This is a genomic window from Mesorhizobium sp. BR1-1-13 (genome assembly GCF_020165515.1).
GTDB lineage: Bacteria > Pseudomonadota > Alphaproteobacteria > Rhizobiales > Rhizobiaceae > Mesorhizobium.
This window is the reverse complement of record NZ_JAIUIH010000006.1, coordinates 50,406-76,627: the sequence shown is the minus strand read 5'-3', so window position 1 is coordinate 76,627 and position 26,222 is coordinate 50,406. Positions and strand designations below refer to the sequence as shown.

24 protein-coding genes and 1 pseudogene are annotated in these 26,222 nt (G+C 64.2%); 12 read left to right on the top strand and 13 right to left on the bottom strand.

Annotated features, from left to right (window positions below):
* Positions 1–49: 49 nt before the first annotated feature.
* The 6 genes from LB533_RS15785 to LB533_RS15760 form a co-directional block, all read right to left on the bottom strand.
* Positions 50–1,192: a Gfo/Idh/MocA family protein gene (locus LB533_RS15785; RefSeq protein ID WP_224677700.1), complete on the bottom strand. Its 1,143-nt coding sequence runs from the start codon at positions 1,190–1,192 to the stop codon at positions 50–52.
* An 11-nt stretch (positions 1,193–1,203) separates the two neighbouring features.
* Positions 1,204–1,950: a sugar phosphate isomerase/epimerase family protein gene (locus LB533_RS15780; RefSeq protein WP_224677699.1), complete on the bottom strand. Its 747-nt coding sequence runs from the start codon at positions 1,948–1,950 to the stop codon at positions 1,204–1,206.
* Between the two features lie 38 nt (positions 1,951–1,988).
* Positions 1,989–3,089, bottom strand: coding sequence for an ABC transporter ATP-binding protein (locus LB533_RS15775; RefSeq protein ID WP_181169394.1), 1,101 nt, complete (start codon positions 3,087–3,089; stop codon positions 1,989–1,991).
* Positions 3,089–4,024: a carbohydrate ABC transporter permease gene (locus LB533_RS15770; protein WP_411970893.1), complete on the bottom strand. Its 936-nt coding sequence runs from the start codon at positions 4,022–4,024 to the stop codon at positions 3,089–3,091. Before LB533_RS15770 ends, LB533_RS15775 begins: the two co-directional genes overlap by 1 nt.
* Positions 4,017–4,910, bottom strand: coding sequence for a carbohydrate ABC transporter permease (locus tag LB533_RS15765; RefSeq protein WP_140500283.1), 894 nt, complete (start codon positions 4,908–4,910; stop codon positions 4,017–4,019). The genes LB533_RS15770 and LB533_RS15765 overlap by 8 nt, the downstream gene beginning before the upstream one ends.
* A gap of 96 nt (positions 4,911–5,006) precedes the next feature.
* On the bottom strand, positions 5,007–6,245 hold the full coding sequence (locus tag LB533_RS15760) for an ABC transporter substrate-binding protein (protein WP_224557006.1): 1,239 nt from the start codon (positions 6,243–6,245) through the stop codon (positions 5,007–5,009).
* A 403-nt stretch (positions 6,246–6,648) separates the two neighbouring features.
* Here LB533_RS15760 and LB533_RS15755 point away from each other — a divergent pair, with 403 nt between their 5' ends.
* Positions 6,649–7,692 (top strand): LacI family transcriptional regulator, encoded by a 1,044-nt coding sequence (locus tag LB533_RS15755; protein ID WP_224677698.1) that lies wholly within the window; start codon positions 6,649–6,651, stop codon positions 7,690–7,692.
* 15 nt (positions 7,693–7,707) lie between these two features.
* On the opposite strand, the gene gndA is transcribed toward LB533_RS15755, so the two are convergent.
* From gndA to LB533_RS15725, 6 genes are all read right to left on the bottom strand, one after another.
* Positions 7,708–9,156: an NADP-dependent phosphogluconate dehydrogenase gene (gene gndA / locus LB533_RS15750; protein WP_281407142.1), complete on the bottom strand. Its 1,449-nt coding sequence runs from the start codon at positions 9,154–9,156 to the stop codon at positions 7,708–7,710.
* 115 nt (positions 9,157–9,271) lie between these two features.
* Positions 9,272–10,909, bottom strand: coding sequence for a copper resistance CopC/CopD family protein (locus LB533_RS15745; RefSeq protein ID WP_224677697.1), 1,638 nt, complete (start codon positions 10,907–10,909; stop codon positions 9,272–9,274).
* Between the two features lie 52 nt (positions 10,910–10,961).
* Positions 10,962–11,480: a YcnI family protein gene (locus LB533_RS15740; protein ID WP_224677696.1), complete on the bottom strand. Its 519-nt coding sequence runs from the start codon at positions 11,478–11,480 to the stop codon at positions 10,962–10,964.
* 38 nt (positions 11,481–11,518) lie between these two features.
* On the bottom strand, positions 11,519–12,061 hold the full coding sequence (locus LB533_RS15735; RefSeq protein ID WP_224677695.1) for a copper chaperone PCu(A)C: 543 nt from the start codon (positions 12,059–12,061) through the stop codon (positions 11,519–11,521).
* Positions 12,062–12,162: 101 nt separating this feature from the next.
* Complete coding sequence (locus LB533_RS15730) at positions 12,163–12,519, bottom strand: DUF2946 family protein (RefSeq protein WP_224677805.1); 357 nt, start codon at positions 12,517–12,519, stop codon at positions 12,163–12,165.
* A gap of 138 nt (positions 12,520–12,657) precedes the next feature.
* Positions 12,658–13,560, bottom strand: a complete 903-nt coding sequence (locus tag LB533_RS15725; RefSeq protein WP_140500297.1) for a GntR family transcriptional regulator — start codon at positions 13,558–13,560, stop codon at positions 12,658–12,660.
* A 255-nt stretch (positions 13,561–13,815) separates the two neighbouring features.
* Here LB533_RS15725 and LB533_RS15720 point away from each other — a divergent pair, with 255 nt between their 5' ends.
* From LB533_RS15720 to LB533_RS15695, 6 genes and pseudogenes are all read left to right on the top strand, one after another.
* On the top strand, positions 13,816–15,321 hold the full coding sequence (locus LB533_RS15720) for a UxaA family hydrolase (RefSeq protein WP_140558355.1): 1,506 nt from the start codon (positions 13,816–13,818) through the stop codon (positions 15,319–15,321).
* A gap of 112 nt (positions 15,322–15,433) precedes the next feature.
* Positions 15,434–16,431, top strand: a pseudogene (locus LB533_RS15715) (aldo/keto reductase).
* Positions 16,432–16,765: 334 nt separating this feature from the next.
* Positions 16,766–17,761, top strand: a complete 996-nt coding sequence (locus LB533_RS15710; RefSeq protein WP_224677694.1) for an ABC transporter substrate-binding protein — start codon at positions 16,766–16,768, stop codon at positions 17,759–17,761.
* Positions 17,762–17,824: 63 nt separating this feature from the next.
* Positions 17,825–19,378: a sugar ABC transporter ATP-binding protein gene (locus tag LB533_RS15705; RefSeq protein WP_140640469.1), complete on the top strand. Its 1,554-nt coding sequence runs from the start codon at positions 17,825–17,827 to the stop codon at positions 19,376–19,378.
* Positions 19,375–20,343, top strand: a complete 969-nt coding sequence (locus LB533_RS15700) for an ABC transporter permease (RefSeq protein WP_224557002.1) — start codon at positions 19,375–19,377, stop codon at positions 20,341–20,343. The genes LB533_RS15705 and LB533_RS15700 overlap by 4 nt, the downstream gene beginning before the upstream one ends.
* Positions 20,344–20,406: 63 nt before the next feature.
* Positions 20,407–21,423 (top strand): zinc-binding alcohol dehydrogenase family protein, encoded by a 1,017-nt coding sequence (locus LB533_RS15695; protein WP_140640465.1) that lies wholly within the window; start codon positions 20,407–20,409, stop codon positions 21,421–21,423.
* A gap of 16 nt (positions 21,424–21,439) precedes the next feature.
* On the opposite strand, the gene phnF is transcribed toward LB533_RS15695, so the two are convergent.
* Positions 21,440–22,189, bottom strand: coding sequence for a phosphonate metabolism transcriptional regulator PhnF (gene phnF, locus LB533_RS15690; protein WP_140640463.1), 750 nt, complete (start codon positions 22,187–22,189; stop codon positions 21,440–21,442).
* A gap of 121 nt (positions 22,190–22,310) precedes the next feature.
* On the opposite strand from phnF, the gene phnG reads away from it, so the two are divergent.
* From phnG to phnK, 5 genes are read left to right on the top strand one after another with little or no spacing between them, the layout of a single operon-like run.
* Positions 22,311–22,772: a phosphonate C-P lyase system protein PhnG gene (phnG, locus tag LB533_RS15685; protein ID WP_140640461.1), complete on the top strand. Its 462-nt coding sequence runs from the start codon at positions 22,311–22,313 to the stop codon at positions 22,770–22,772.
* A complete protein-coding gene (gene phnH, locus LB533_RS15680) occupies positions 22,772–23,383 on the top strand; it encodes a phosphonate C-P lyase system protein PhnH (RefSeq protein ID WP_140640459.1) in 612 nt (203 codons plus the stop codon). The genes phnG and phnH overlap by 1 nt, the downstream gene beginning before the upstream one ends.
* Before the next feature lie 2 nt (positions 23,384–23,385).
* Positions 23,386–24,498 carry a carbon-phosphorus lyase complex subunit PhnI gene (locus LB533_RS15675; protein WP_224677693.1) on the top strand — a complete coding sequence of 371 codons (1,113 nt, stop codon included), beginning with the start codon at positions 23,386–23,388 and terminating at the stop codon, positions 24,496–24,498.
* On the top strand, positions 24,495–25,388 hold the full coding sequence (locus LB533_RS15670) for an alpha-D-ribose 1-methylphosphonate 5-phosphate C-P-lyase PhnJ (RefSeq protein ID WP_140640455.1): 894 nt from the start codon (positions 24,495–24,497) through the stop codon (positions 25,386–25,388). The genes LB533_RS15675 and LB533_RS15670 overlap by 4 nt, the downstream gene beginning before the upstream one ends.
* Positions 25,385–26,161, top strand: a complete 777-nt coding sequence (phnK, locus tag LB533_RS15665) for a phosphonate C-P lyase system protein PhnK (protein ID WP_140640453.1) — start codon at positions 25,385–25,387, stop codon at positions 26,159–26,161. Before LB533_RS15670 ends, phnK begins: the two co-directional genes overlap by 4 nt.
* The last annotated feature ends 61 nt before the right edge of the window (positions 26,162–26,222 follow it).

Sequence of the window (26,222 nt, the reverse complement as noted above, 5' to 3'; positions counted from 1 at the left end):
CCGGCGAAAACGGGGAGAGGGTTCATCACAATTATCGATAATCTGGGATCTAGCTCTTCTTCGCCATCAGCGCCTTGGCTTCCTTGATGCCGAGCGCGGCTGGACGTTCGCAGGTGGTCTGCATGGCGACGAATTTGCCGGTTTCGCCCGAGCGCAGGATCCCCGTCATGACGTCGACGGCGTGCAGCGCCAGCTCCATCGAGCAGCGGTGCGGCCTTGCCTCAGAGATCGCGATTGCCATGTCGGCCAGGCCTGCGGTGCGATAATTGGCCATCATGCCCTGCGAATGCATCTCATTGGGCACGCCGAACGGATGCTGCCATTTCGGCAGCTTCTTCACGGGCTTGGCCGCCTCGGTGAAGCGCACGTCGCCACCGAAGAAGTTCGGATCCGGCACGAACACGCTGCCCATCTCGCCATAGAGCTCCATCGGCGCATGGCCGTGGCTCCAGACGTCCCAGCTGGTGTTGAGCGTGATCACGGCTCCGTTCTCGAACTCCAGCAGGCCGTGGATGGTGGTCGGCGTGTTGACCGGGATCCTTTCGCCCGCGCGCGGTTTCGAACTGATCGTGCGCTCCTTGGCCGGGGTTGTGGCGAAGGCCGCCACCTGTTTCACCGGTCCGATCAGCTGGATCAGATTGGTGATGTAATACGGCCCGATGTCGAGCACCGGGCCGGCGCCCGGCTGGAAGAAGAAGTCCGGATTGGGGTGCCAGTGCTCCATGCCGTGCCCCATGACATGGCAGGTGCCGCTGGTAATCCTGCCGAGCTTGCCGGTGTCGATCAGGTTGCGCACCAGCTGATGCGCGCCGCCGAAGAAGGTGTCGGGTGCCGAGCCGATGCGAAGTCCCTTCTTCTCCGCCCGCTTCTTCAGGTCGAGCCCTTCCTTGACCGAAAGCACGAACGGCTTTTCCGAATAGACATGCTTGCCCGCATCGAGCACCTGTTTCGACACTTCGTAGTGCACGGCCGGAATGGTCAGGTTGACGACGATATCGATGTCGTCGGCCTTGAGCAGGTCCTCGACCGTCTCGGCGCGCAGCTTGAACTCCTTCGCCCGCGCTTTCGCGGCGTCCATGTTGATATCGGCGCAAGCCCGCATCTTGATGCCGCGAAACAGCGGCGCCAGCGAGAAATATGCCTTCGAGATGTTGCCGCAGCCGATGACGCCGACGCCAAGTTTGTTTGCCATGATGCTTGTTCCTAATAGGCCTTTACGGTTGCGATCGAACGGCGGGCGAAGCGCTCGATGTCATTGGGGTTGTCCTGTTCCATGACGAAGTATTTGGCCGCGCTCTTGGCCCGCAGCGTCTTGATCAGGCCAGCCCAGTCGATCGTGCCGTGGCCGACATCGGACCAACCGTCCTCGTCCAGCCCTTCGCCCGGTTTCGCCATGTCCTTGACATGAACCGCCACGATGCGCTTGCCGTGCTTTTCGATCCAGGGCAGCGGATCGGCGCCGCCGCGCACCACCCACGCGACGTCCATCTCCCAGCCGATGTCGGGCGCGGAAGCCAGGATGTGATCCTGCGGCAGCGAGCCGTCCGCGAGCGCCTTGAACTCGAAATCATGATTGTGCCAGGCAAAGCCGTAGCCGGCCTTCTTCGCCGTCTCGCCGACCTTGGCCAGACGTTCGCCGAAGCCGCGCCAGCCGGAAGCGTCCGACGGTCTGGCATCGGGCATGAGGTAGGGGCAGATCAAAAGCTCGATGCCGAGCGCTTCGGCTATCCTGCGCACGCCGTCGAAATCCTTCTCCAGCGCATCGATGGAGAAATGCCCGGTCGGCATGGCAAGGCCGTTTTTGTCGAGTTCGGCCCGGAAGGCCTTGGGATCGTCATAGACGCCGCCGAAGCCTTCGACCTCTGTGTAGCCGAGCTTGCCGAGCATCTCGAGCACGCCTTCCCAGGGCTGGAAATTGCGCGCACTGTAAAGTTGGAATGACCAGTTCATCGTCTTTGTCCGTTCTGCTTGGGGATGGTTATCGGGCGTTAGATGCGGCTGCCGGTTTGGGCGTCGAAGAGCGAGGCGCGCATCGGGTCGAAGCCCACCGTCACCGCCTCATCGTTCTTGGGCGTGCGTTCCGAGGTGACCCGGACGCTGAAATTCTGCTGCGCAAGTTTCAGCCACACCAACGTGTCGGAGCCCATCGGTTCGACCACCTGGACATTGGCCGCCGTCGAGAACGGCCAGCCCGTGCCGCTGTTCAGGCTGACATGCTCGGGCCTGATGCCGAACACGGCAGGGCCGGCGTCCGGTTGCTTGTCGAATTGATAGGTGCCGAGCGGAACCTTGAGATTATCGGCCACGAAAAACCAGTCGCCGGCGTCTTTCTCGAGCCTGCCGTCGATGAAGTTCATCGCCGGCGAACCGAGGAAGCCGGCGACGAAGCGGTTGACCGGTTTGTTATAGATGGTCTGGGGCGCGTCGAGCTGCTGGATGACGCCGCCGCGCATGACCGCGATACGGTCGGCCAGCGTCATCGCCTCGATCTGGTCATGCGTGACGTAGATCATGGTATTCTGCAACTTGCGGTGCAAAAGCTTGATCTCGACGCGCAGTTCGGAGCGCAGCTTGGCGTCCAGGTTCGACAGCGGCTCGTCGAACAGGAACACGTCGACGTCGCGCACCAGCGCGCGCCCGATCGCCACGCGCTGACGCTGGCCGCCGGAGAGCGCCGCGGGCTTGCGCTGCAACAGCGGCTCGATCTGCAGGATCTCGGCGGCGCGCGCGATGCGCTTCGCGATCTCGTCCTTGGGCACGCCGGCGACGCGCAGCCCGAAGGACAAATTCTTTTCCACCGTCATCTGAGGATAGAGCGCGTAGGACTGGAACACCATGCCGATGCCGCGGTCCTTGGGCTCTTCCCAGGTGACGTTCTTGCCCTTGATGAAGATGCGGCCGTCGGAAATGTCGAGCAGTCCGGCGATGCAGTTGAGCAAGGTCGACTTGCCGCAGCCAGAGGGTCCGAGCAGCACGATGAACTCGCCCTCGGCGACGTCGAGGTTGAGCGTCTGCAGCACCGAGACCAAGCCGAAGTTCAGCGACAGGTCCTGGATCGAAACGCTGGTGCCGTTTGCCGCCATCGACATCACCCTTTCACCGCGCCGGCGGCAATGCCGCGCACGAACAATTTGCCGGAAATGAAGTAGACGATCAGCGGCACCAGTCCGGTCAGGATGGTGGCGGCCATGTTGACGTTGTATTCCTTCACCCCCTGCACCGAGTTGACGATGTTGTTGAGCTGCACCGTCATCGGATAGGTGTCGGGGCGCGTATAGACGACGCCGAACAGGAAGTCGTTCCAGATGCCGGTCACCTGCAGGATGACGGCGACGACGAAGATCGGCAGCGACATCGGCAGCATGATGCGCAGATAGATGCCCCAGAAGCCGGCGCCGTCGACGCGCGCCGCCCGGAACAGCTCCTCCGGCATGGAGGTGAAATAGTTGCGGAACAAGAGCGTCAGGATCGGCATGCCGAAAATGGAATGCACGATCACCAGGCCGCTCAGGCTGCCATAGAGGCCGATCTCGCGCAGGATGATGACGATCGGATAGATCATCACCTGATAGGGGATGAAGGCGCCGACGATCAGGATGACGAAGAACGTGTCGGCGCCCTTGAAGCGCCAGTTGGCCAGCGCGTAGCCGTTCACCGAGGCGATGGCGATCGACAGGATCACCGAGGGGACGGTGATGCGCACCGAGTTCCAGAAGCCGCGAGAGAGACCGTCGCAGTTGAGACCGGTGCAGGCCTGAGACCATGCCTTGACCCACGGCTCGAACGTGATCTCGACCGGCGGCGAGAAGATGTTGCCGAGACGAATTTCCGGCATGCCCTTGAGCGAGGTGACAACCATCACATAGAGCGGCAGCAGGTAATAGAGCGCCACCACGATGAGCGTACCGTACAGGAAGATGTTGCGGCGCGAGAACATGTGCCGGGGCTTCGGTCCGCTCGGTCCCGAGGCATCGGCGCGGATGGCGGCGTGGGACGCGGCCAGGGAGACGGCATGATCAGACACGCTTGCGGCCTCCGAATTCGAGATAGGCCCACGGCACGATGACGATCATCACCGACAAGAGCATCATGGTCGAGGCGGCAAAACCCTGGCCGAGGTTCTGGGCGAAGAACATGTAGTCGTAGACGTATTTGGCTGGCACTTCAGAGGAAATGCCCGGCCCGCCGCTGGTCTGCGCGACGACGAGGTCGTAGACCTTGACGATGCCCGACGCGATGATCACCAGCGTGGTGATGAAGACCGGCCGCATCATCGGGATGATGATGAAGAGATAGGTCTTCCAGGTGGGAATGCCGTCCACCCGAGCGGCCTTCCAGATGTCCTCGTCGATGCCGCGCAGGCCCGCCAGCATCAGGCACATGATCAGCCCGGTGCCTTGCCATAGCGCGGCGATCAATATGCCGTAGATAACGATGCTCGAATTGTAGAGCGGATCGAAATTGAAGCTTGTCCAGCCGAGGTCGCGGACCACGCCCTGAATGCCGAAATCGGGATTGAGCAGCCATTGCCAGACGAGGCCGGTGACGATGAAGGAAAGCGCGAAGGGATAGAGAAAGATGGTGCGGAACGTGTCCTCGAAACGGATCTTCTGGTCGAGCAGTGCCGCAAGCAGGAAGCCGATTACCAGCGAGAAGACGAGCGACAGCACGCCGTAGATCAAGAGATTCTCGATCGAGACCAGCCAGCGCGGCGTCGCCCACAGCCGGTAGTACTGGTCGAGCCCGACGAAATGCAGCCGCGGCAGAAGCTTCGAATTGGTGAAGGAATAAAGCACCGTCCAGGCTGTGCCGCCGACAAACACCACCAGCGCGGTGAGGATCATCGGGATCGAGGCAACCTTCGCATTGAGGTTGCGGAAGAGTTGGCTCGGGCGTTCGCTCTTGCTCATCGGTGCAGCCATGCTGGATCGGGAAAGGGCGACAAGGTCAGTACGCCTCGTTCCCGGCCCTGAGGGATGGCCGGGAGCGGGGCGGCTTGCCGGGGGTCAATCGGCCGAGGCGATGATGTCGGCGAAGCGCTTCTGCGCTTCTTCAAGCGTCATGTCGGGCTTGGCGAAGAACTCCGAGAACAGGTCCTCCTTCTGTTTCTGGCTGTCCTGCGAGAGCAGTTGGTCCGTCCAGGGAATGACGGCGCCCTTGGCCAGGATGTCGAGTCCCTTCTTCATGCAATCGTTGGCGGCGTTGAGGTCGACGTCGCCGCGCACCGGCAGCGAGCCTTTCTTGAGGTTGAAGGCGACCTGGGTCTTGGGATCGAGCAAGGTCTCGGCCAGCACTTCCTGAGCCTTGGACTTCTCGGCGTCCTTGAGCAGCGGGAAATAGAAGGCGTCGCCGCCGGTGGCGATGACCTCGTTCAGGCCAAGCCCGGGAAGGCAGGTATAGTCCTTGCCGGCTGTCTTGCCGGCGACCTGGAATTCGCCTTGCGCCCAGTCGCCCATGATCTGGCCGCCGGCCTTGCCGGTGATGACCATGTTGGTCGCCTGGTTCCAGTCCTGGACATTGGTGTTCTTGGCCATCTTGCGCGCATCGTCGGCCGCCTTGAAGACCTTGGCGACTTCAGGACCGGCGGCGAACGTCGCATCCTTGTCCTTGTAAACCTTGAGGAAAGTGTCGGTGCCGCCCACCGCGGCGAGCAGCACGTCGAAGGCGCCCGACGCTTGCCAGGCCTGCCCGCCGACCGCGAGCGGGACAATTCCGGCCTTTTCCAGCGCCGGGGCGGCGGCGACATATTCGTTCCAGTTCTTCGGCACCGGCACGCCGGCCTTCTCGAAGGCCGCGTTCGACAGCCACAACCACTGCCAGGAGTGAATGTTGACCGGCACGCAATAGATCTTGCCGTCGATGGTGCAACCGTCGAGCAGGCTCTTCGGCCGCACGACCTCGGTCCACTTGCCCTTGGTGGCGACATCGGTGAGGTCGCGCATCAGACCTGCCTGCACCAGCTCTTCCGCTTGCCGGCCGTGATTGAACTGGGTGGCGCCCATCGGGTCGCCGCCGGTGATGCGGCTGATCATGATCGGCCGCGCCGTGCCGCCGGACCCGGCGATGGCGCCGTCGACCCAGTGGTTGCCGGTTGCGTCGAAGGCTTTGGCGAGTTCGGCGACCGCCGCCGCCTCGCCGCCGGATGTCCACCAATGGGTGACTTCCAGATCGGTTGCGGCCGCCGGCCCGGCAAAATTCAACGCCACCGTCGCCGCAAGCGCGGCGGTCAGGAATTTGTATCGCATTTCGGTTTCCTCCCAGAATCTGAAACGTTACAGATTTTCGATACGGCAATTGCAAGACATGCGCAACCCTTCCCTTGAAAGTCAGCTCGATATTTTTCGAGCTGCGAACAAAATCCTTTCGCGGCGGTACCCATTGTGCAGCGCAAAACGCAAAATCGCACATGACAAGGCAGAAAGCTCGCAAGAAGCTTGCTCCCAATGCCTTTCCTGCTGATTCCCAATGCTTTTCGACGGCGAGCCCGTGCGAGCTTTCGACCTCGGCCACGGCCTGGACGCACACCGGTCGTGACAAGCTGTAACGTTTCAGTATAGGCTTGTTCAGCTCAGGAGACGCGCCATGGGAGCGACGGCGGCGATTGCCGGCCTGCCCGGCGGCTGTTAAGCGCCTGACGGGGCGGGACGAATGGACAGACGGCGCACGGACAGCGATGACGAGACGTCGGCCAGGGAACGGCCGACGCTGAAGACGCTTGCCTTCATGACCGGGCTCGGCGTCACCACCGTGTCGCGGGCACTGAAGGACGCGCCGGAGATCGGCGCCGAGACCAGGCGCCGCGTCCAGCTCGTGGCCAAGCAGATCGGTTACCGGCCGAACCGCGCCGGCGTGCGCCTGCGAACCGGCAAGACCAACGTCATCAGCCTCGTGCTCAACACCGAGCACGAGATCATGAGCTTTGTCTCAGACATCATCTACGGCGTCACCGAAGTCATCGCCGATACGCCCTACCATCTGATCGTCACGCCCTACTCGCGCTCGCAGGATCCGCTGGACCCGGTGCGTTATCTGGTGGAGACCGGCTCCGCCGACGGCGTCATCATTTCGCGCACCCAGCCCAACGATCCAAGGGCCCGCTACCTGCTGGAGCGCGGCATCCCCTTTGCAACGCACGGCCGCACCGATATGGGGCTCGTGCACCCCTATCATGATTTCGACAATTACGCCTTCGCGGCCGAAGCGGTGCGCCATCTGGCCGGCTTGGGCCGGCGTCGGCTGGCCCTGGTGACGCCGCCGGTAGGCCTGACCTATCACGGCCACACCGTGAACGGCTTTGCCGACGCGCTGAGCGAAGTCGGCGCCTCGGAGGTGCCGTTCAACACCGTTTCGATCGACCACTCGATCGAGCAGATCAGGATGAGGACCGCGCAGCTGATGCGGCGCGACATCAGGCCGGACGGCATCGTCAGCAGCGCCGCGGCCGCCACACTCGCCATTGTTGCTGGCATCGAGGACGCCGGGTTGAAGCTCGGCCGCGACATCGACGTTGTGTCGAAACAGTCGTCGGAACTGCTGCATCTGTTCCGCCGGGAACTGCTGATCGTCAACGAGAACTTCCGGCTGGCCGGCTCCGAACTCGCCCGCGCCGTACTCGGCTGGATCGGCGGCGCGGCGCCCGGCTCGCTGCAGTCGCTCAGCGCTCCGGGCGGGGTTATGGCCTATCGCGGCTGATTTGAAGCCGAGCCGTCAGCCGGCCGCGCCGCTCCCCCAGGGTCCATGGAAGGCGCCCTTGTCGTCGATGCGCTCGAAGCCGTGCGCACCGAAGAAGTCGCGCTGTGCCTGGATCAGGTTCGAGGTGCCACGGCCCTGGCGATAGCTGTCGAAATAGGCAAGGGCCGAAGACAGCGCCGGCACCGGCGATCCGGCTTCGGAAGCCCTGGCCACGACGCGCCGCAGTGACGGATGCGCCTCCTGCATCATGGTGATGAAGGCCGGCGCCATCAGCAGATTGGTCGAAGCGCCGCCGCTGCCGAAGGCTTCGGCCATGGTGTCGAGCATCTGCGATCGGATGATGCAGCCGGCACGCCAGATCTTGGCGATGGTCGGCATCGGCAGGTTCCAGTTGAACTCCTTCGAAGCGCCGCTCATCACGGCGAAGCCTTGCGCGTAGGCTGATATCTTACCGGCGAACAGTGCCAATTCCAGGTCCTTGAGCAGGTCCGCCTTGTCGCCCGAAATCCTGGTGACGCCGATGTTGCCATAGGCTTTTTCCGCCGCAAGCCGCTCGTCCTTGATCGACGACAGGACGCGTGCCGCCACCGCCGCCTCGATGGCGGTCGCCGGAATGCCGAGTTGCTGTGCTTCGATAACCGACCATTTGCCGGTGCCCTTCTGGCCGGCGCGGTCGAGGATGATGTCGACCACCGGTTTGCCGGTCTTGGGATCATCTGACGCCAGCACCTTGGCGGTGATCTCGATCAAATAGGAGTTGAGCCGGCCCTTGTTCCAGCCGGCGAATACGGCGCCGATCTCCTTCGGCCCCATGCCCAGGCCGTCGCGCAGGATGCCGTAGATCTCGCCGATCATCTGCATGTCGGCATATTCGATGCCGTTGTGGATGGTCTTGACGAAATGGCCGGCGCCGTCGGTGCCGAGCCAGGCCGCGCATGGCTCGTCCTTGAACTTGGCGGAGATTGCCGTCAGCACCTTCTCGACGCGCTTCCAGGACTCTTCCGTGCCGCCGACCATGATCGACGGCCCGTGGCGCGCACCCTCCTCGCCGCCGGACACGCCCATGCCGATGAAGGTGAGGCCGGAGCCCGCCAGCTCGGAAAAGCGCCGCATCGTGTCGCGGAAATTGGCGTTGCCGGCATCGATGACGATGTCGTTATGGGACAGCACGCCGCGCAAGGCGGCGATCTGTTCATCGACCGGCTTGCCGGCCAGCACCATGATGATGATCGGACGCGGCGGCCGGATCGCGGCGGCGAGTTCTTCCAGGCTGTAGCAGGGGACAACCATATCCCTGAGCGCGCCGGCATTCTCGACAAAGGCATCCGTACGCGCCTTGGTGCGATTGAAAACGGCGATGCGGTGCCCGTGCTCGGCGATGTTGAGCGCCAGGTTGGAGCCCATCGTGCCAAGGCCGATCAGGCCGATTTCGGCTTTTTCCATGTTTCTTCCCTGCTTTCGGATCTTGTTTGTTCGAGCCCGCGATTGCCGGGGTTTCGCCAAGATGCATTCTGCCGGGGATGATTGACGGGCCTTCAGGCTCGCGTCAACCGCCTCGCCGAATTGTGTTGGAGAGCCATCACGGCCTGATGTCTACCGGCGCCTCGATCTTCACCATCTCGAAGTCGGAGACCAGTATGTCGATGCGCGCCGTCCACCGGCCAGGGACCGGGATGACGAGATCGTCGACACGCCAGCTGCCGTCGCCGGGCTTTGTCGCCGCCCGCTTCAGCGGCTCGATGCCGGAGTCCGGCTTCGACAGCACCAGCGTCACCTCCTTGGCGTCGAGCGGCCCGAAATCGCCGGTCATGATGATCATCGAGGCGGCGACCGGCCCGACATGGCCGGGCGTGATGCTGAGGTCGGCCATCGCCTTCAGCGCGTGGATATGAACCGACACCGGCTGCGCCGCGGCAATCGCCAGCGCCCGTGGCGGCGGCGTGAAGCGCCAGCCGGCGGCAACTCCGAAGATGGCGAGCACGATCAGCATTTCGACGCCGATCGAACGGGTGAGCCTGCGCCGCACTTCCGTCGCCCCCGCCTCGGCCATTGCCGTCAATTTCCAGCGGTTGACGGCGGCGAGCGTGAACAGGAAGACCAGCAGCGCGAGCTTGACCAGCAGCAGCCGGCCATAGGCGGTATTGACCAGCGCTGCGGGTGTTTGCACCTGGATGACGGCCAGCACCACGCCGGCGGCGGCAAGCAAGGCCACCACCGGCATGATAGCGGCGGAGAACCGGCGAAGGAACGTGACGGCTTCGGCACCCTGCCGTTTCAGCGCGAGCCCCAGCGGCGCCAGCGCACCGGCCCAGAAGGCAATTCCGGCGCCGTGCAGGAACACCATCGGCCGCGTCAGCCATTGCGGCTCGGCAGCACTTGCGTGGCCGCTGGCGGCGAGCGCGAGACCCGTTCCGGCCAGGCCGGCGAGCGCGAGGGGCCTGGCGGCCGCGTGCGGCCCCGCCAGCGACAAAAGACCGAGCCCCAGCGCGATCAGCGCGATCAACACCGTCCAGCCGAAGCTGGTGCCGAGACCGGCGGTCCAGATGGCCGGCTGCGCCATATGCGAGAGCGGCGCGCCGAGCGCATCCAGCCCTTGAAAGCCAAGCGACAGGGGTGCCGCGACCAGCCCGCACAGGATTGCGGCGGCGACGAAGCGCTGTCCGGTGCGGCCACCCCGCGCCAGCCAGGCGAGAGCGAAGGCGCCGCCGACGCCGAGGAACAGGCCGATATAGAGGCAGACCTTGCCGATCCAGATCGCCGAGCGCAACTGCCAGTCGACGGCTTCGGAAACAGCCGGCGGCTGGCTCGCCGCGCCGATGGAAAACAGCAGAGAGCCGCCGACCGGATGACCGTCGGCGGAAATGACTCGCCAGCTCAGCACATGCGTGCCCGATCCAAGTGCCTGCGGATCGTCGATCACGACGGTCTGGTCGCTGAGGCGGAAGGACGTCAGCGGAACGGGCGTGCCGTCGGGCTTCACCAGCGTCAGCACCAGCGGCGAGACCGGTTCGCTGAAGGTCAGCGCGAATTGCGCCGGGGCCTGCGCCAGCACGGCGCCATCGGCCGGATCGGTCTTGATCAGCGCGGCGTGGGCGAAAGCCTGATTTGTCGCCGCCATGGCAATCAGCAGCACGGCCACGACCAGCAGCCCAGTAGAAACCCGGCCGATGAGCTTGCCGGCCGCGCGAACCGTCCTGGAAGGGGATATCACCGTCATGTCATTGCCATGAAATGCAGCGCGCTCCTGACATGGAGCGCGCCGCGAGAGCTTACTTTTTCGGCGTGAGCTTGATGCCGGGCGCGGGGTTCTCCAGGGCGTCCTCGTCCTGCCCGGCCACCGGGATTTCGATCCAGCGGTCGGCGGCGCCATCGCACTCCTGCACCACCGGGAAATAGAGTTTCTGACCCGCCGCGAGGTCTGCCGTCAGCATCGCACGGAAGACGAACTCGTCGTAAAATTCGTCCGGCAGATTGCCGCCGCTCCAATCGACCTCCTTGACGCCGTCGGCCACCGCCTGGCCGTAGAGCTGGTAGGATTTCTCGTACTTGCCCTTCTTGGTCTGCAGCGTCCAGCCGGGCTTCGGCATCGGCTTCACCGCGATCACCCCTTCCGGGATCTGCACGCGCACGGCGGTCGTCGCCTTGCCCTCACAGCCATGCGGCACCCGTAGGATGGCCTTGTAGGTCGAACCGACCGCCGCTTCCTGGGTTTCGAGCGTGACATGCGCGAAGGCGGCACCGGTCCCCAGCGCGAGGAGCGCGCCGGCCGACAGAAGATACTTGTTCATGATAGTCCTTCTGGATTCAATATTCGTGGATGGCGCGGTCAATTGGCGTGGTCGTCCATGCCGCCGCCCATGCCTTCGACAGCGAACTCGACATTGACGGCGCCAGCCTTTTCGAACGTCAGCGTGGCGGCGAATTCTTCGCCCTGCTTGGGTTGCCGCTTCAGGCCGACGAACATCAGGTGATAGCCGCCAGGCGCCAGCGCCACCTTGCCGCCGGCCGGGATTTCCAGCCCCCCCACCACCGGCCGCATGGTCATGACGCCGTCCTTGACGCCCATTTCATGCAGCTCTGCCTTTTCGGAGACGTCGGAGGAAATCGACAGCAGCCGGTCGGGTGCATTGCCCTTGTTGGTGATGGTGAAATAGCCGCCGGCCACCTTGGCGCCTGTAGGTGTCGCGCGCGACCAGGGATGCTCGATTTCGAGATCGCCGGCCTTGAATTCATGCGCGCAGACGGCCTGGGCACCGAAGAACAAAACCACAAACGCCAGCACGGCAAGGCCGACACGTTCGTTGAAACGGCGCAGGAATTTGGTGCGGCCGCCCGAAGGAGGCGCCGCGATATGAAAGGCTTGGGACATGGTTTGCTCCATGAATAGGAATCGCGCCGATGGCCGGTCGCGAAAGATCCGTTCTTTGGATGGAAGCACCGGCGGAAGGTTCCGCCGAGCGTAGAGCAGGCTCAGGCCGACAGCGGCGGCGCGCGCGGGTTCGACGGCGAGCGCTGGCGCGCGAAATCGAGATGCGTGGCCGCCGGAAAGATGAAAACGACGGCTTCGAACGAAAGCGAGGCCAGCGCAAGCCCGGCATCGGGTGGCGGCGCAAAGGCCGCTGAGACCATGCCGCAGCCCAACATGCAGCATGCCGGCAGATGCGACGGATGCGGGCCGCCATCGGGAAGCTGGGCAGTGCCCTCGTGGGTACAGATGACGTTGCCGAAGGCGTCGATTTGCGAGGCGGCTGGTCCGGTGGCGAAGGCGAATGCGCTCAGGGTCGACTGAAGCAGCAGCAGGTAGGCCGCGACAAGCGCGACCGGAATGCTCCACCGTCTCCCCTTTTTGGTCAAATGACTTGCCTGTTCAAACCATCTGCATCTTCAAGCGATCACCGGAAGATGTCTACCACGGCAGCAAGAGACGGAAAATCGGCAAATCGGTGCTGCGGCAACGGGGCGCGATCAGGGCCTCTGTGGGTGTCGGCTCTCGGGGATCGAGGTCAGCAGCGTCTGGCGCGCCGACTTCAAATGCTTGCGGCAGGCAGCATCGACCTTGCCCAGGTCGCGTGATTTGAGCGCAGCGATATAGGCCAGATGCTCGCCGATCGCGATTTCGTTGCGCTCGCGCTCCTGCGCCTTGTTCCACTGGTAGTGGTAGTGGAAGATCATGGCGATGACATCATAGAAATCGACGATGAAGCGGTTGTGCGAGGCGCGGTGGATCAGCCGATGGAAGCGCTCGTCGAGCTCCGAGAACTCGTTGAAACGCGTGGCGATGTCACGGGCCAGACCGCGGTGTTCCTCTTCGAGATTGTCGAGATCGGCCCACACCGCGCTATCCTGCGGCAGTGCGGTGAATGCCGATGCCGAGCGCAGCTCGAACATCTCGCGGATTTCCGTCAACTCCAGCGCGAAGGCGCGAGTGAAACCCTTCAGCACCCAATGGCTATTGCGGCGCTTCTCGATCAGGCCGAAGCGGGAGAAGCGGATCAGGAACTCGCGCACGCTGGTGGTGCCGACGCCGATCTCGCGCGCCAGTTCGAGCTCGTTGATCTGCATGCCGGCCTCGGCGCCGCCGGCGAGCAGCCTGCGCATGAACGACCGCTCGATGATCTCGGCCAGCGTGTCGGTCTCTTCCTCGGGAAAGAAATCATCGGGGCGCGTTTCGCGCAGCACCGTCTTGGCGCGCTTGTTCCAGGCGATCAGCCCGGTTTCTTCCATGCGCGCAAGGATGCTGCGCACGGTGGTGCGGCTGACGCCGAGCAGCGTACCCAGTTCCGGTTCCGAAGGCAGGCTGCGCGTCTCGTCGAGCAGCCTGAGGCACCTGTTGTAGGCATCCTTGTAGACGTTGTTGCTCTTCGACATGCCCTGACCCATCGCTGGCCGGCGCTTGCGGCGGCCGGCTTGAAGCGCAAATATGACGTTCCCGTCACCCTTGAAAGCGGAATCGCTTTGCCGGGGGCTCGCTTACCGGTTGCAGCGCCGCTAGTCATCCAGGGGCACAGGAACTGCCGGGGAAAAAACAATTGACGCAAAACTGTTTTTTCACGATAAAAGACATTAACTCTTAACAAGCGCGTGTCAATCCGCGCGCCGCCCAGGATCACCCAGGAAACGCCCGTGAACGCCTCCAACTCCATTCTTCTGTCCCCAGCCGACAATGTCGCGGTCGCCAACGGTCGCATCGAGACCGGCACCGCGCTGCCCGGCGGAGCGCTTGCCGCCGCCGTGATCGAGCCCGGCCACAAGGTGGCGATCAAGCCGATTCCCGCCGGGTCCGCCGTGGTCAAATATGCCCAGGCGATCGGCCGCGCCACGCAGGACATCGCGCCCGGCGAGCATGTCCATTCGCACAATCTGGTGTTCGAGGCCGGCCGCCTGCCGGTGGTGCCGCCAAGCGAGGCCGAGCACGCGACCGAGGCCGACCGCGCCCGCACCTTCATGGGCTATCGCCGCGCCGACGGCCGCGCCGGCACCCGCAACTTCATCGGCATCATCGCCAGCGTCAACTGTTCGGCGACCGTCTGTCACGCCATCGCCGACGCGGCCAACCGCACGCTGCTGCCAAAATATCCCGGCATTGACGGCTTCGTCCCGATCGTTCACGGCCAGGGCTGCGGCATGAGCGCCACCGGCGACGGAATGATGGTGCTGCACCGCACATTGGCCGGCTATGCCCGCCATCCCAATTTCGGCGGTGTGCTGATGGTTGGGCTCGGCTGCGAGGTCAACCAGCTCACGCTGTACGGCCAGAAGGGTGCGGCCGCCGGCAAGCGCCATTTCAACATCCAGGACGCCGGCGGGTCGCGCAAATCGGTCGAGAAAGCCATGGGCGTACTCGCCGAGATCGCCGAGGAAGTCGGCGAGCTCAAGCGTGAACCGATCCCCGTGAGCGAGATCGTCGTCGGCCTGCAATGCGGCGGCTCCGACGGCATGTCGGGCATCACCGCCAATCCGGCACTGGGCGCAGCCGTCGACATCCTTGCCGGCGTCGGCGGCATCGGCATCCTCTCCGAGACGACGGAAATCTACGGCGCCGAACATCTGCTCGCCTATCGCGCCGCGACGCCCGAGATCGCCAAGAAGCTCGATGGCTACGTCAAGTGGTGGGAGGACCACGTCGCCAAGCACGGCGCCTCGATCGACAACAACCCCTCGCCCGGCAACAAGCGCGGCGGCCTCACCACCATCCTGGAGAAGTCGCTGGGCGCGGTCGCCAAGGGCGGCCAGACGCCGCTCAACGGCGTCTTCGGCTATGCCGAAAAGGTCACCGGCAGCGGGCTGGTGTTCATGGACACGCCCGGCTACGACCCGGTGTCCGCCACCGGCCAGGTGGCGGGCGGCGCCAACATCATCGTCTTCACCACCGGCCGCGGCTCCTGCTTCGGCTGCCGGCCGACGCCATCGATCAAGGTCGCCACCAACTCGACCATGTATCATCAGATGGAAGAGGACATGGACGTCAATTGCGGCGTCATCGCCTCCGGCGAAAAGACCATCGCCGGCATGGGCCGCGAGATCTTCGAACTGATCGTCGAGACGGCTTCCGGCCGCAAGACCAAGAGCGAGGATTTCGGTTACGGCGACAACGAGTTCGTGCCCTGGCACCTCGGCGCGACGCTCTAGCTCTTTGAATTCGCGCAGTCCGGAAAGTGGCCGCGAACTTTTCTGGAATGCTGCGGCTTGAGGTCTTGGAATCCGCCGCGCCGGACGATGGCGGGCAATGGGGAGGTTGTGCATGGAAAAACGCCGCATCGGCCAGACGGCGCTCGAGGTCACCGAAGTAAGCTTCGGCGGTGCCGCGATCGGTGGGCTCTACCGCGCCTGTTCGCGCGAGGCGGCAATGGAGACGCTGCAAGGCGCCTGGGATGCGGCTTGCGTTATTTCGACACCGCGCCCTTTTACGGCTTCGGCCTGTCGGAACGACGTTTCGGCGACTTCCTGCGCTATAAGCCGCGCGATTCCTATGTGCTGTCGACCAAGGTCGGGCGCCTGTTCCGGCCCGTTCCGGAGAACCAGGTCCCCGATCACTCCTACGTCGATCCGCTGCCCTTCGCGCTCGACTACGACTATTCCTATGACGGCATCATGCGCTCGGTCGACTTCAGCTACGCCCGGCTTGGTCTAAACAGGATAGACATCCTGTTTGTGCACGACATCGGCGTGTACACGCATGGCGTCGAGAAGACCAAAATGCACTTTCGTCAGTTGATGGACGGTGGGCTCAAGGCGCTCGAGGAACTGAAAACCTCCGGCGTCATTTCCGCCTACGGGCTCGGCGTCAACGAAGTCCGGATATGTCTCGACGTGATGCGTCGTGCGCCGCTCGATTGTATCCTGCTCGCCAGCCGCTATTCCTTGCTCGATCGCAGCGCCGAAGCCGAATTTTTGCCGCTCTGCCGCGCCCGACAGACTTCGCTGGTCATCGGCGGTGTATTCAATTCCGGCATATTGGCGACCGGACCGGTGCAGGGCGCCCATTTCGACTACAAGCCCGCCAGCGGTGACGTGCTCGACCGCGTCGGCGCGATGGAGCGGATCGCCGCCGAAGGTGGTTACCCGCTCGCCGCCGCCGCGTTCCAGTTCCCCCTCCAGGAATCCTCGGTCGCCACCGTGCTGACCGGCACCGCCAAGCTGGCGAACCTGACCCGCAATCTCGAACTGCTCGATGTCGACGTGCCTCGGGCGGACTACGCCAGATACCGCCCCTACACCGTGGTGCAGGAATTGGCATGAAGCTGCCGGTCCACCCGGGCGAAGGCATGCGATCGCGGACTTCACGATCCCGCGACCCGGGTAGGGAACAGACATTCCATGTTGACTAATGCATGGAATTAATATTCCATGCATTAGTCAACGAAACGGAAGCGTCGGCAGCGCGGGGAAGAGCAAGGCGCCAGTGCGATCATAACCGCCAGGCCCGGAGGATGGCACAAACACCGCTTGCATCGACCGGATCGATGCACTATCAAAATAGTGTAACTGTTTTTTATTGATAAAGTTCTGTTTGGCCACGCCTATCCGAACCGAGCTTCCGTATCGTTCACCGGGCGACCTAGGGAGGAATTCCATGAAATTCGTGACCAGCATTCTCAATCGCCGCGCAGTCATGGCGCTGGCGGCCGCGTCGATGTTTGCCGGCGTCATGCACTCGGCGCCGGTTTCGGCGGCGGACGTGACCATTCCGATCATCGTCAAGGACACCACGTCGTTCTACTGGCAGATCGTCCTGGCCGGGGCCCGCAAGGCCGGCAAGGATCTCGGCGTCAACGTGCCGGAGCTCGGCGCCCAGGCAGAAACTGACGTCAACGGCCAGATCTCGATCCTCGAAAACGCCGTCGCCAGCAATCCGGCGGCGATCGTCATCTCGCCGACCGAGTTCAAGGCGCTCGGCAAGCCGATCGACGAAGCCGCAGCCAAGGTCAAGGTTATCGGCATCGATTCCGGCGCCGACTCCAAGGCCTTCACCTCCTTCCTGACCACCGACAACGTCCAGGGCGGCCGCGTTGCCGCTGACGGCCTCGCAGCGGCCATCGGCGAAGCCAATGGCGGCAAGATCGAGGGCGACGTTGCCCTGATCACCAACACGCCTGGCGCCGGCTCGCTCGAACAGCGCAAGCAGGGCTTCATCGAACAGCTCAAGGCGAAATATCCGGGCCTGAAGCTGGTTGCCGACAAATATGCCGACGGCCAGGCCACCACCGGTCTCAACATCGCCACCGACCTGATCACCGCCAATCCGAACCTCAAGGGCATCTTCGCTTCCAACCTGATCATGGCGCAGGGCGTCGGGCAGGCTGTCGCCGAAAACAGCCTCGGCGGCAAGCTGGCGCTGGTTGGCTTCGACAGCGACGAGAAGCTGATCAAGTTCCTCAACGATGGCGTCATTTCCGCCCTCGTCGTCCAGGATCCCTACCGGATGGGCTATGACGGCATCAAGACCGCACTTGCCGCCTCCAAGGGCGAAAAGGTCGAGACCAATGTCGACACCGGCGCCAACCTGGTCACCAAGGCCAACATGAAGGATCCCAAGATCGACGCGCTGCTCAACCCGAAGCTCAACTGAGCATCGGCCACGCGCAACTGTTTCCGGGGCCTCTGCGCCCCGGAAACAACAGGGAGGATTGCCATGACGCCGACCGCGCAGGAACTGCATCCGGCCCCCGTACTGGAGCCCGGCAGGACGATCCTCGAGCTGCAGGGTCTGGAAAAGCGCTATCCCGGCACGCATGCGCTGAAGCCGGTGACCCTGGCCTTCAAGGCGGGCGAGATCCACGCCATCGTCGGCGAGAACGGTGCCGGCAAATCGACCCTGATCAAACTCCTGACCGGCGTCATTCCGCGCACCTCCGGAGAGGTTGTGTGGGAAGGCAAGCCGGCTGCCCTGGCGACGCCGCACGAAGCCATGGCACTCGGCATCAACGCCGTGCACCAGGAAGTCGTGCTCTGCCGTCACCTGACCGTCGCCGCCAATATGTTCCTCGGCGAGGAGAACTCGCGTTTCGGCATCCTCCAGCAGCGAGCCATGGTCAGGGAAGCGCAGAAGATCATCGACGGTCTCGGCTTCGACCTGCCGGCGCATGTCGTGCTCGGCGATCTGACCATCGGCCAGCAGCAGTTGATCGCCGCCGCCCGCGCCACCGTGCGCGGCACCAAATTCCTGATTTTCGACGAACCGACCGCCTATCTCACCCGCAAGGAGGCCGACCAGCTGTTCACGCTGATCCGCCGCCTGAAGGGTGAAGGCGTCACCATCATCTACATCAGCCATCGCATGGAGGAGGTGTTCGAGCTCGCCGACCGCGTCTCGGTGCTCCGTGACGGCACGCTGGTCGGAACCCGCAACATCGCCGAGACCAACGAGCCGGAACTGGTCAAGCTGATGATCAACCGCTCGATCGAGCAAATCTACCACAAGGAGCATTTCACGCCGGGCGCCGTCATCGCCGAGGCGCGGAACCTGTCCGGCAAGGGTTTCGAGGACGTCTCGCTGTCGGTGCGCGCGGGCGAGATCGTCGGGCTCTACGGCCTGATCGGAGCCGGGCGCAGCGAATTCGTCACCACCCTCTACGGCCGCCACCGCAAATCGGCCGGCCAGGTGCTTTGGGAAGGCAAGGAGGTGCAGGTCAACTCCGAGCACGACGCCATCAAGCTCGGCATGGCGCTGGCACCGGAAAGCCGCCGCGACCAGGGCCTGTGCCTCAACCTGCCGGTTGCATTGAACCTCAATTTGCCGATCTACAAGCGTATATCGAAAAATCTGCTGATCTCGTCTGCGCAGGAGAAGGCCGAGGCGGACCGGCAGATCGCCGACCTCAGGATCAAGACGCCGACGCGCGGCGCGCTGGCCTCCAGCCTGTCGGGCGGCAACCAGCAGAAGATCGTCATCGGCAAGTGGCTGGCGCACGGCGCCAAACTGTTCATCTTCGACGAGCCGACGGTCGGCGTCGATGTGGGCACCAAGGCCGAGATCTACCGGCTGTTCAGTGTGCTGTTGTCCAAGGGCGCGGGCATCATCCTGATCTCGTCCTATCTGCCTGAGGTGTACGAACTGGCCGACACGCTGCATGTGTTCCGGCGCGGCAAGCTGGTGGCAACGCATGGTTTCCGCACCGCCGATCACGAGGACATTCTGAGCCAGGCCCTGGCCGAGAAACAAGAAAAGACGGGAGGACAGACATGAGCACCGAGGCGATCCCTGCCGAAAAGCCGAAGCGCAACTACAATGCCCTGTTCGGGCTGACGCTGCTTGGCCTGCTGCTTCTGATGTGGGTCATCCTGGCGGTCGCCACGCCGTCCTTCGCTTCGGCGCTCAACATCACCAACCTGCTGCGCCAGGGTTCTCTGATCGCCATCCTGGCCGTCGGCCAGACCTTCGTCATCATCACCGGCGGCATCGACCTTTCCGTCGGCGCCATCGTCGGCTTCGCCACCGTCATCGTCGCGCTGCTGATCAATGCCGGCTGGCCGGTCTGGATCGCAGTACTGGCGACGCTGCTGGTCGGCGTCGCCATTGGCCTGTTCCACGGTTTCGGCATCGTCAGGATGGGCCTGCCGCCCTTCATCATCACGCTGGCGACCATGACCTCGCTGCGCGGCATCGGTCTCCTGATGACCAATGGCAATTCGATATCGATCAACAGCGACACGTTCCAGGCGTTTTCGCGCGGCTCGCTGCTGGGGATCCCCTATCTGTTCTGGATGGTGATCGTGGTTGCCCTGCCCTCCTACGTCTTCCTGCATCACACGCGATGGGGACGCTATCTCTTCTCCGTCGGCTCGAACGCGGAAGCCGCGCGCCTCTCCGGCGTCAACGTGCCGCGCACGATCTACATGGCCTATGTGCTGTCCGGCCTGTGCGCGGCCTTCGTCGGCGTGCTGCTCGCGTCCCGCATCGGCATCGGCAATCCGACGCAGGGCGACACCTACGAGCTGCAAGCCATCGCCTCGTCGGTGATCGGCGGCACGTCGCTGTTCGGCGCCATCGGTTCGGTGCACGGGCCGCTAATCGGCTCGTTCATCCTCTCCACCATCAACAACGGCGCCAACCTGCTCAACGTCAACACGTTCTGGCAGCGCGTCATCACCGGCATGTTGATCATCGTCATCGTCTATTTCGACGGCCTGCGCCGCCGAGGTGGCAAGTAAAATCGATCGCCGGCCGGGTCGGAAGATCGGCCGGCGATTCCATGAAACCGACTGGATTGAAGCATGAAAGCCGTTGTCTGCCGTTCGCCCGGCGACCTTGTCGTGGAAGACCGTCCCGCGGTTGGCTCGCCGCCTCCCGGCTGGGCGCGGGTGGCGGTCAGCCATGTCGGCATCTGCGGTACCGACTACCACATCTTCGAGGGCAAGCATCCCTTCCTCGCCTACCCCCGCATCATGGGCCATGAAGTGTCGGGGACCATCGTCGAGGCGGGCGAAGGCGTTGGTCTTGCCACGGGCGAGCCGGTCATCATCAATCCCTATCTGGCGTGCGGCAAATGCATCGCCTGCCGGCACGGTAAGCCCAATTGCTGTGTCCGGATCGAAGTGCTCGGCGTGCATCGCGACGGCGCCATGTGCGAACAGATCCTTGTCCCGGAACAAAACCTCTATCCAGCCAACGGCCTGTCGTTGGCCGATGCCGCGGCCGTCGAATTCCTGGCCATCGGCGCCCATGCGGTGCGGCGCTCGCGTGCCGATCCCGGCGCACGGACGCTCGTCATCGGCGCCGGACCGATCGGGCTCGGCACCGCCATCTTCGCCCGCATCGCCGGGCTCGACGTGACGCTGCTCGATATGAGCAGCGAGAGGCTTGGCTTCGCCGCCAATGAACTCGGCCTCAAGACCCTCGACGGGTCACGCGGCGCGGCATCCGATCTGGTCAGCGAAGCGACGTCAGGCGAAGGCTTCGACGTCGTCTTCGACGCCACCGGCAACACCGCCTCGGTGCAGTCGGCCTTCGCTCATGTCGCGCATGGCGGGACATTGGTGCTGGTCAGCGTCGTCAAGGACGACATCGCCTTTTCCGACCCCGAATTCCACAAGCGCGAGATGACGCTTGTCGGCAGCCGCAATGCCTTGCGGGCCGACTTCGACCACGTCGCGGCCTCGATCCGCGATGGCGCGGTGCCGCTGGCCAAGCTCGTCACCCACCGCACCACGCTTGCCGACACGCCACGTGACCTCGCCCGCTGGGCGCATGAGAAATCCGGCCTGATCAAGGCCGTGATAGAGATCGGATAGACACCCGTTCCGCGACTCACAATGCCGACAGTTTCAGCTCCACCCGCTCCGCCGGGAAGCGCGCCTCTGCGAATTGGATCGGCCGGCCGTCCGGCGTGATGTTGACGGCCACCGTGACCAGCACGATGCCGCCCGGCTGCAGATCTAGGTCGGCAAGGTCGGAAGCATCGGCGTGACGCGCCGACAGCACCGTCGATTGCCTGAGATAATCGTCTATGCCGAAACGCTTGAGCGATGCGGTGATCGACCCGGTCTCGGCCATGGCGGTGTCGATGCCGGCGAAGCGCCTGGCATCGAACCAGCCGGAAGCACGCGACACCGGCTGCCCGTCGGCCTCGCCACGCGTCTCCAGGCGAATGACATCCGATCCCCTGGCAACCCCCAGGGCTTCGGCGACGCGCCGGCTGGCCGGCTCGACCGATGAGGCCAGCAGCACGATATGCCGCTCTGACGCCTGGCCCTGCAAGCCGGTCGAAAATCGCGTGCGCGCACCGATCGGATAGGACAGCCGCCTGCGGGACAGCACGAAAGTGCCGCGCCCCTGCTCGGCCCGCAGTACCCCGTCCTGCACGAGCGCCGCGATGGCGCTGCGCACCGTGTGGCGGTTGACGCCATAGCGCTCGGCCAGCGCCACCTCCGGCGGCAGCGCGGCGTTCTCGGCGAAATCGCCGGCGGCGATCGATTGCAGGATTCGGTCGGCGATCTGGCGCCACAATGAGACGCCGCTGCGCCGCTCGATACCGTCAGCCACGTGTTGTCCGTTCACGGTTTCGCCCTTGGCCGGCCCCTGTCACGCACCCGTCATGGACTCGCGTTAGGTAATGGGTATAATTCGTATAGTTGTCTATATCAATAGACAAATTGGAAGCAAGACAAGGATGTTGCTCATGCGAGGACAAGAAGCCCGCGACCAGGCCGAACGCAAGGCGGCCATGGCAACCCTGGCGCAGTCCAGCGGCGACGACATCGTTCGCCTCTGGAATGAATCGGGCCTGCCTAGCAAGGCCGAACTGCTGCGCGGGCCCGAGACCGGCCTGGTCACCATGCGCGGCCGCATCGGCGGCGGCGGCGCGCCCTTCAATGTCGGCGAAGCCACCGTGACCCGCGCCACCGTGCGCCTGCCGTCCGGACAGGTCGGCCATTGCTATGCGCTCGGACGCGACAAGCAGAAGGCGAAGCTGGCGGCCATCGCCGACGCGCTGTGGCAGGACCCCGCTCACCGGCAGGCCGTCGAAACGGGCCTTCTCGCGCCGCTGCGGGCGGCCCTGACCACGGTACGAGAAAAGCGCCGCGCCGAAACGGCGGCGACGAAGGTGGATTTCTTCACCATGGTTCGCGGAGAAGACTGATGGATATCGCAGCGCAATCGATCGAGGGTGGGTTCGCCGATCCGGTGTTCAACGCCCAGACGGTGTTTCGCACCGTCATGGACGCAATGGCGCGGCCGGGCACCGTGCAGCCCCTGCCGGTCCTGGCCCGCCCGCCCGCGCCGCTTTCGGCGACATCGGGCGCGGTTGCGCTGGCACTGTGCGACAATGACACGCCGCTCTGGCTCGATCCGGCCCTGCACGCCTCGGCGGCGGTCATGTCCTGGCTCGGCTTTCACAGCGGTGCGCCCCTGGCCAACACCCCGGCCGACGCGCATTTCGCTTTGATCGCCTCGCCGGCCGAGATGATGGCGCTCGACGGTTTCTCGCAAGGCACGCAGGACTATCCCGACCGCTCGACCACATTGATCCTGCAGGTCGGCGATCTCACGTCAGGCACGCCGCTGCTGCTCGAAGGTCCCGGCATCGAGAAGACGGCAGCGATCGCGCCGGCACTGATGCCGCGTCATTTCATCGAGCAGTGGAAGCAGAATATCAGGCGCTTTCCGCGCGGCGTCGACATCATCCTGGCGGCACATGACAGCCTCGCCTGCCTGCCGCGCACCACCCGCATCAAGACGATGGAGGCTTGACCATGTATGTCGCGGTAAAAGGCGGCGAAGCGGCAATCGCCAACGCTCACAGCCTGCTCGCCGACCGTCGGCGCGGTGATCGCTCGGTGCCGGCGCTGCGTCTCGACCAGATCGTCGAACAGCTGGCGCTCGGCGTCGACCGGGTGATGAGCGAAGGCTCGCTCTACGACCGCGAACTCGCCGCACTCGCCATGGTGCAGGCGCGTGGCGACATGATCGAGGCGATCTTCCTAGTGCGGGCCTACCGCACCACGCTGCCGCGCTTTGGCTATACAAATGCCATCGACACCGCCACCATGCTGGTCGAACGTCGCGTTTCGGCGACCTACAAGGACCTGCCCGGCGGCCAGTTGCTTGGGCCCACCTTCGACTACACGCACCGGCTGCTCGATCCCGAGCTTGCCGCCGGCGACGATGTCCCCGCGCCCTTGCAGCGCGAGACGGAAGCGCAGGCAATGCCGCGCGTCTCGGCGATCCTCGCTCGCGAAGGGCTGATCGAGCCGGACGGAAACATGCCGCAGGACCATGCACCCGGCGACATCACCCGCGAGCCGCTGGAGTTCCCGATGGCCCGCGACATCCGCCTGCAGGCGCTGTCGCGCGGCGACGAGGGGTTTCTGCTGGCGCTCGGCTATTCCACGCAGCGCGGTTATGCCCGCAACCATCCCTTTGTCGGCGAGATCCGCATCGGCGAGGTCGACCTGGAACTCGACGTGCCCGAACTGCCTTTCGCGGCGCCGCTCGGCACGGTGCGCGTCACCGAATGCCAGATGGTCAATCAGTTCAAGGGCTCGGCCAAGGCGCCGCCGCAATTCACCCGCGGCTATGGCCTGGTCTTCGGCCAGAGCGAGCGCAAGGCGATGGCCATGGCACTCTGCGACCGCGCTCTTCGTGCGAGCGAACTGGGCGAGGACATTGTCGCCGCCGCCCAGGACGAGGAATTCGTCATCTCGCACTCCGACAACGTCCAGGCGACCGGCTTCGTCGAACATTTGAAGCTGCCGCATTATGTCGACTTCCAGGCCGAACTCGACCTCGTGCGCCGGATGCGCGCCGAGTACGATGCCCGCGAAAACGGCGGCAAGGTTGAAGACAAGAGAGAGGCCGCGGAATGAGCGCGCAACCGACCGACATCGCCAGTTACAACTTCGCCTATCTCGACGAGCAGACCAAGCGGATGATCCGCCGTGCGATCCTCAAGGGCATCGCCATTCCCGGCTATCAGGTGCCGTTCGCTTCCCGCGAAATGCCGATGCCCTATGGCTGGGGCACCGGCGGCGTCCAGGTTACCGCTTCGATCATCGGCCCCGACGATGTGCTGAAGGTCATCGATCAGGGCGCCGACGACACTACCAATGCGGTCTCGATCCGCGCCTTCTTCAAGAAGGTCGCCAATGTGGCGGTTACGACCGACACCGCCAGCGCCAGCATCATCCAGACCCGCCACCGCATTCCCGAACATCCGCTGGCTGCGGGCCAGGTGCTGGTCTACCAGGTGCCGATCCCCGAGCCCCTGCGCTTCCTCGAGCCGCGCGAGACCGAAACACGCAAGATGCATGCGCTGGAGGAATACGGCCTCATGCATGTGAAGCTCTATGAGGATATCGCCAAGCACGGCCGCATCGCGACCACCTATGCCTATCCGGTGAAGGTCGAGGGCCGCTATGTGATGGACCCGTCGCCGACGCCGAAATTCGACAATCCCAAGATGCACCGCTCGCCGGCCTTGCAGCTGTTCGGCGCCGGCCGCGAGAAGCGCATCTACGCGGTACCGCCCTTCACCGACGTCGTCAGTCTCGACTTCGAGGATCATCCGTTCGAGGTGCAGACCTTCGATCAGCCCTGCGCGCTGTGCGGCGCCGAGAACGTCTATCTCGACGAGGTCATTCTCGACGACCATGGCGGCCACATGTTTGTCTGCTCCGACACCGACCATTGCGAGAAGCGCCGCGAAGAAGGCCATCGCGGCCATCTCGCCCCAGAAACCATGGAGCCGGCGCAATGACCGACGAACCCTTGCTGCGCGTCTCCGCGCTCTCGAAATTCTACGGCTCGCGCGTCGGCTGCGACAACGTCACCTTCGACCTGTGGCCAGGCGAAGTCCTGGCTGTCGTGGGTGAGTCCGGCTCCGGCAAGACGACATTGCTCAACTGCCTGTCGACGCGGCTGCTGCCCTCCTCCGGCACCGCCAGCTACCGCATGCGCGGCGGCCAGTTCCGCGAGCTCTACCGCATGAGCGAGGCCGAGCGCCGCTTCCTGATGCGCACCGACTGGGGCTTTGTCCACCAGAATCCGGCCGACGGCTTGCGCATGACGGTGTCGGCGGGCGCCAATGTCGGCGAACGCTTGATGGCGGTGGGCGACCGCCACTACGGCAAGATCCGCGCCACCGCCGTCGACTGGCTGTCACGCGTCGAGATCGAGGAAGATCGTATCGATGACGAGCCGCGCGCCTTTTCAGGCGGCATGCGCCAGCGCCTGCAGATTGCCCGCAACCTCGTCACCGGCCCGCGGCTGGTGTTCATGGATGAGCCGACAGGCGGCCTTGACGTCTCGGTGCAGGCGCGCCTGCTCGACCTGCTGCGCGGCCTCGTCACCGATCTCGGCCTCGCCGCCATCGTCGTCACCCACGACCTCGCGGTGGCGCGGCTTTTGTCGCAGCGCATGATGGTGATGAAGGACGGCCGCGTCGTCGAAAGCGGCCTCACCGACCGCGTGCTCGATGACCCGCGCGCGCCGTACACGCAATTGCTTGTTTCTTCGATTTTACAGGTCTGACGATGGCGCCAAGTCACCCCCCTCTGTCCTGCCCGCAAACGAATGACGATTGGAGTCCCTT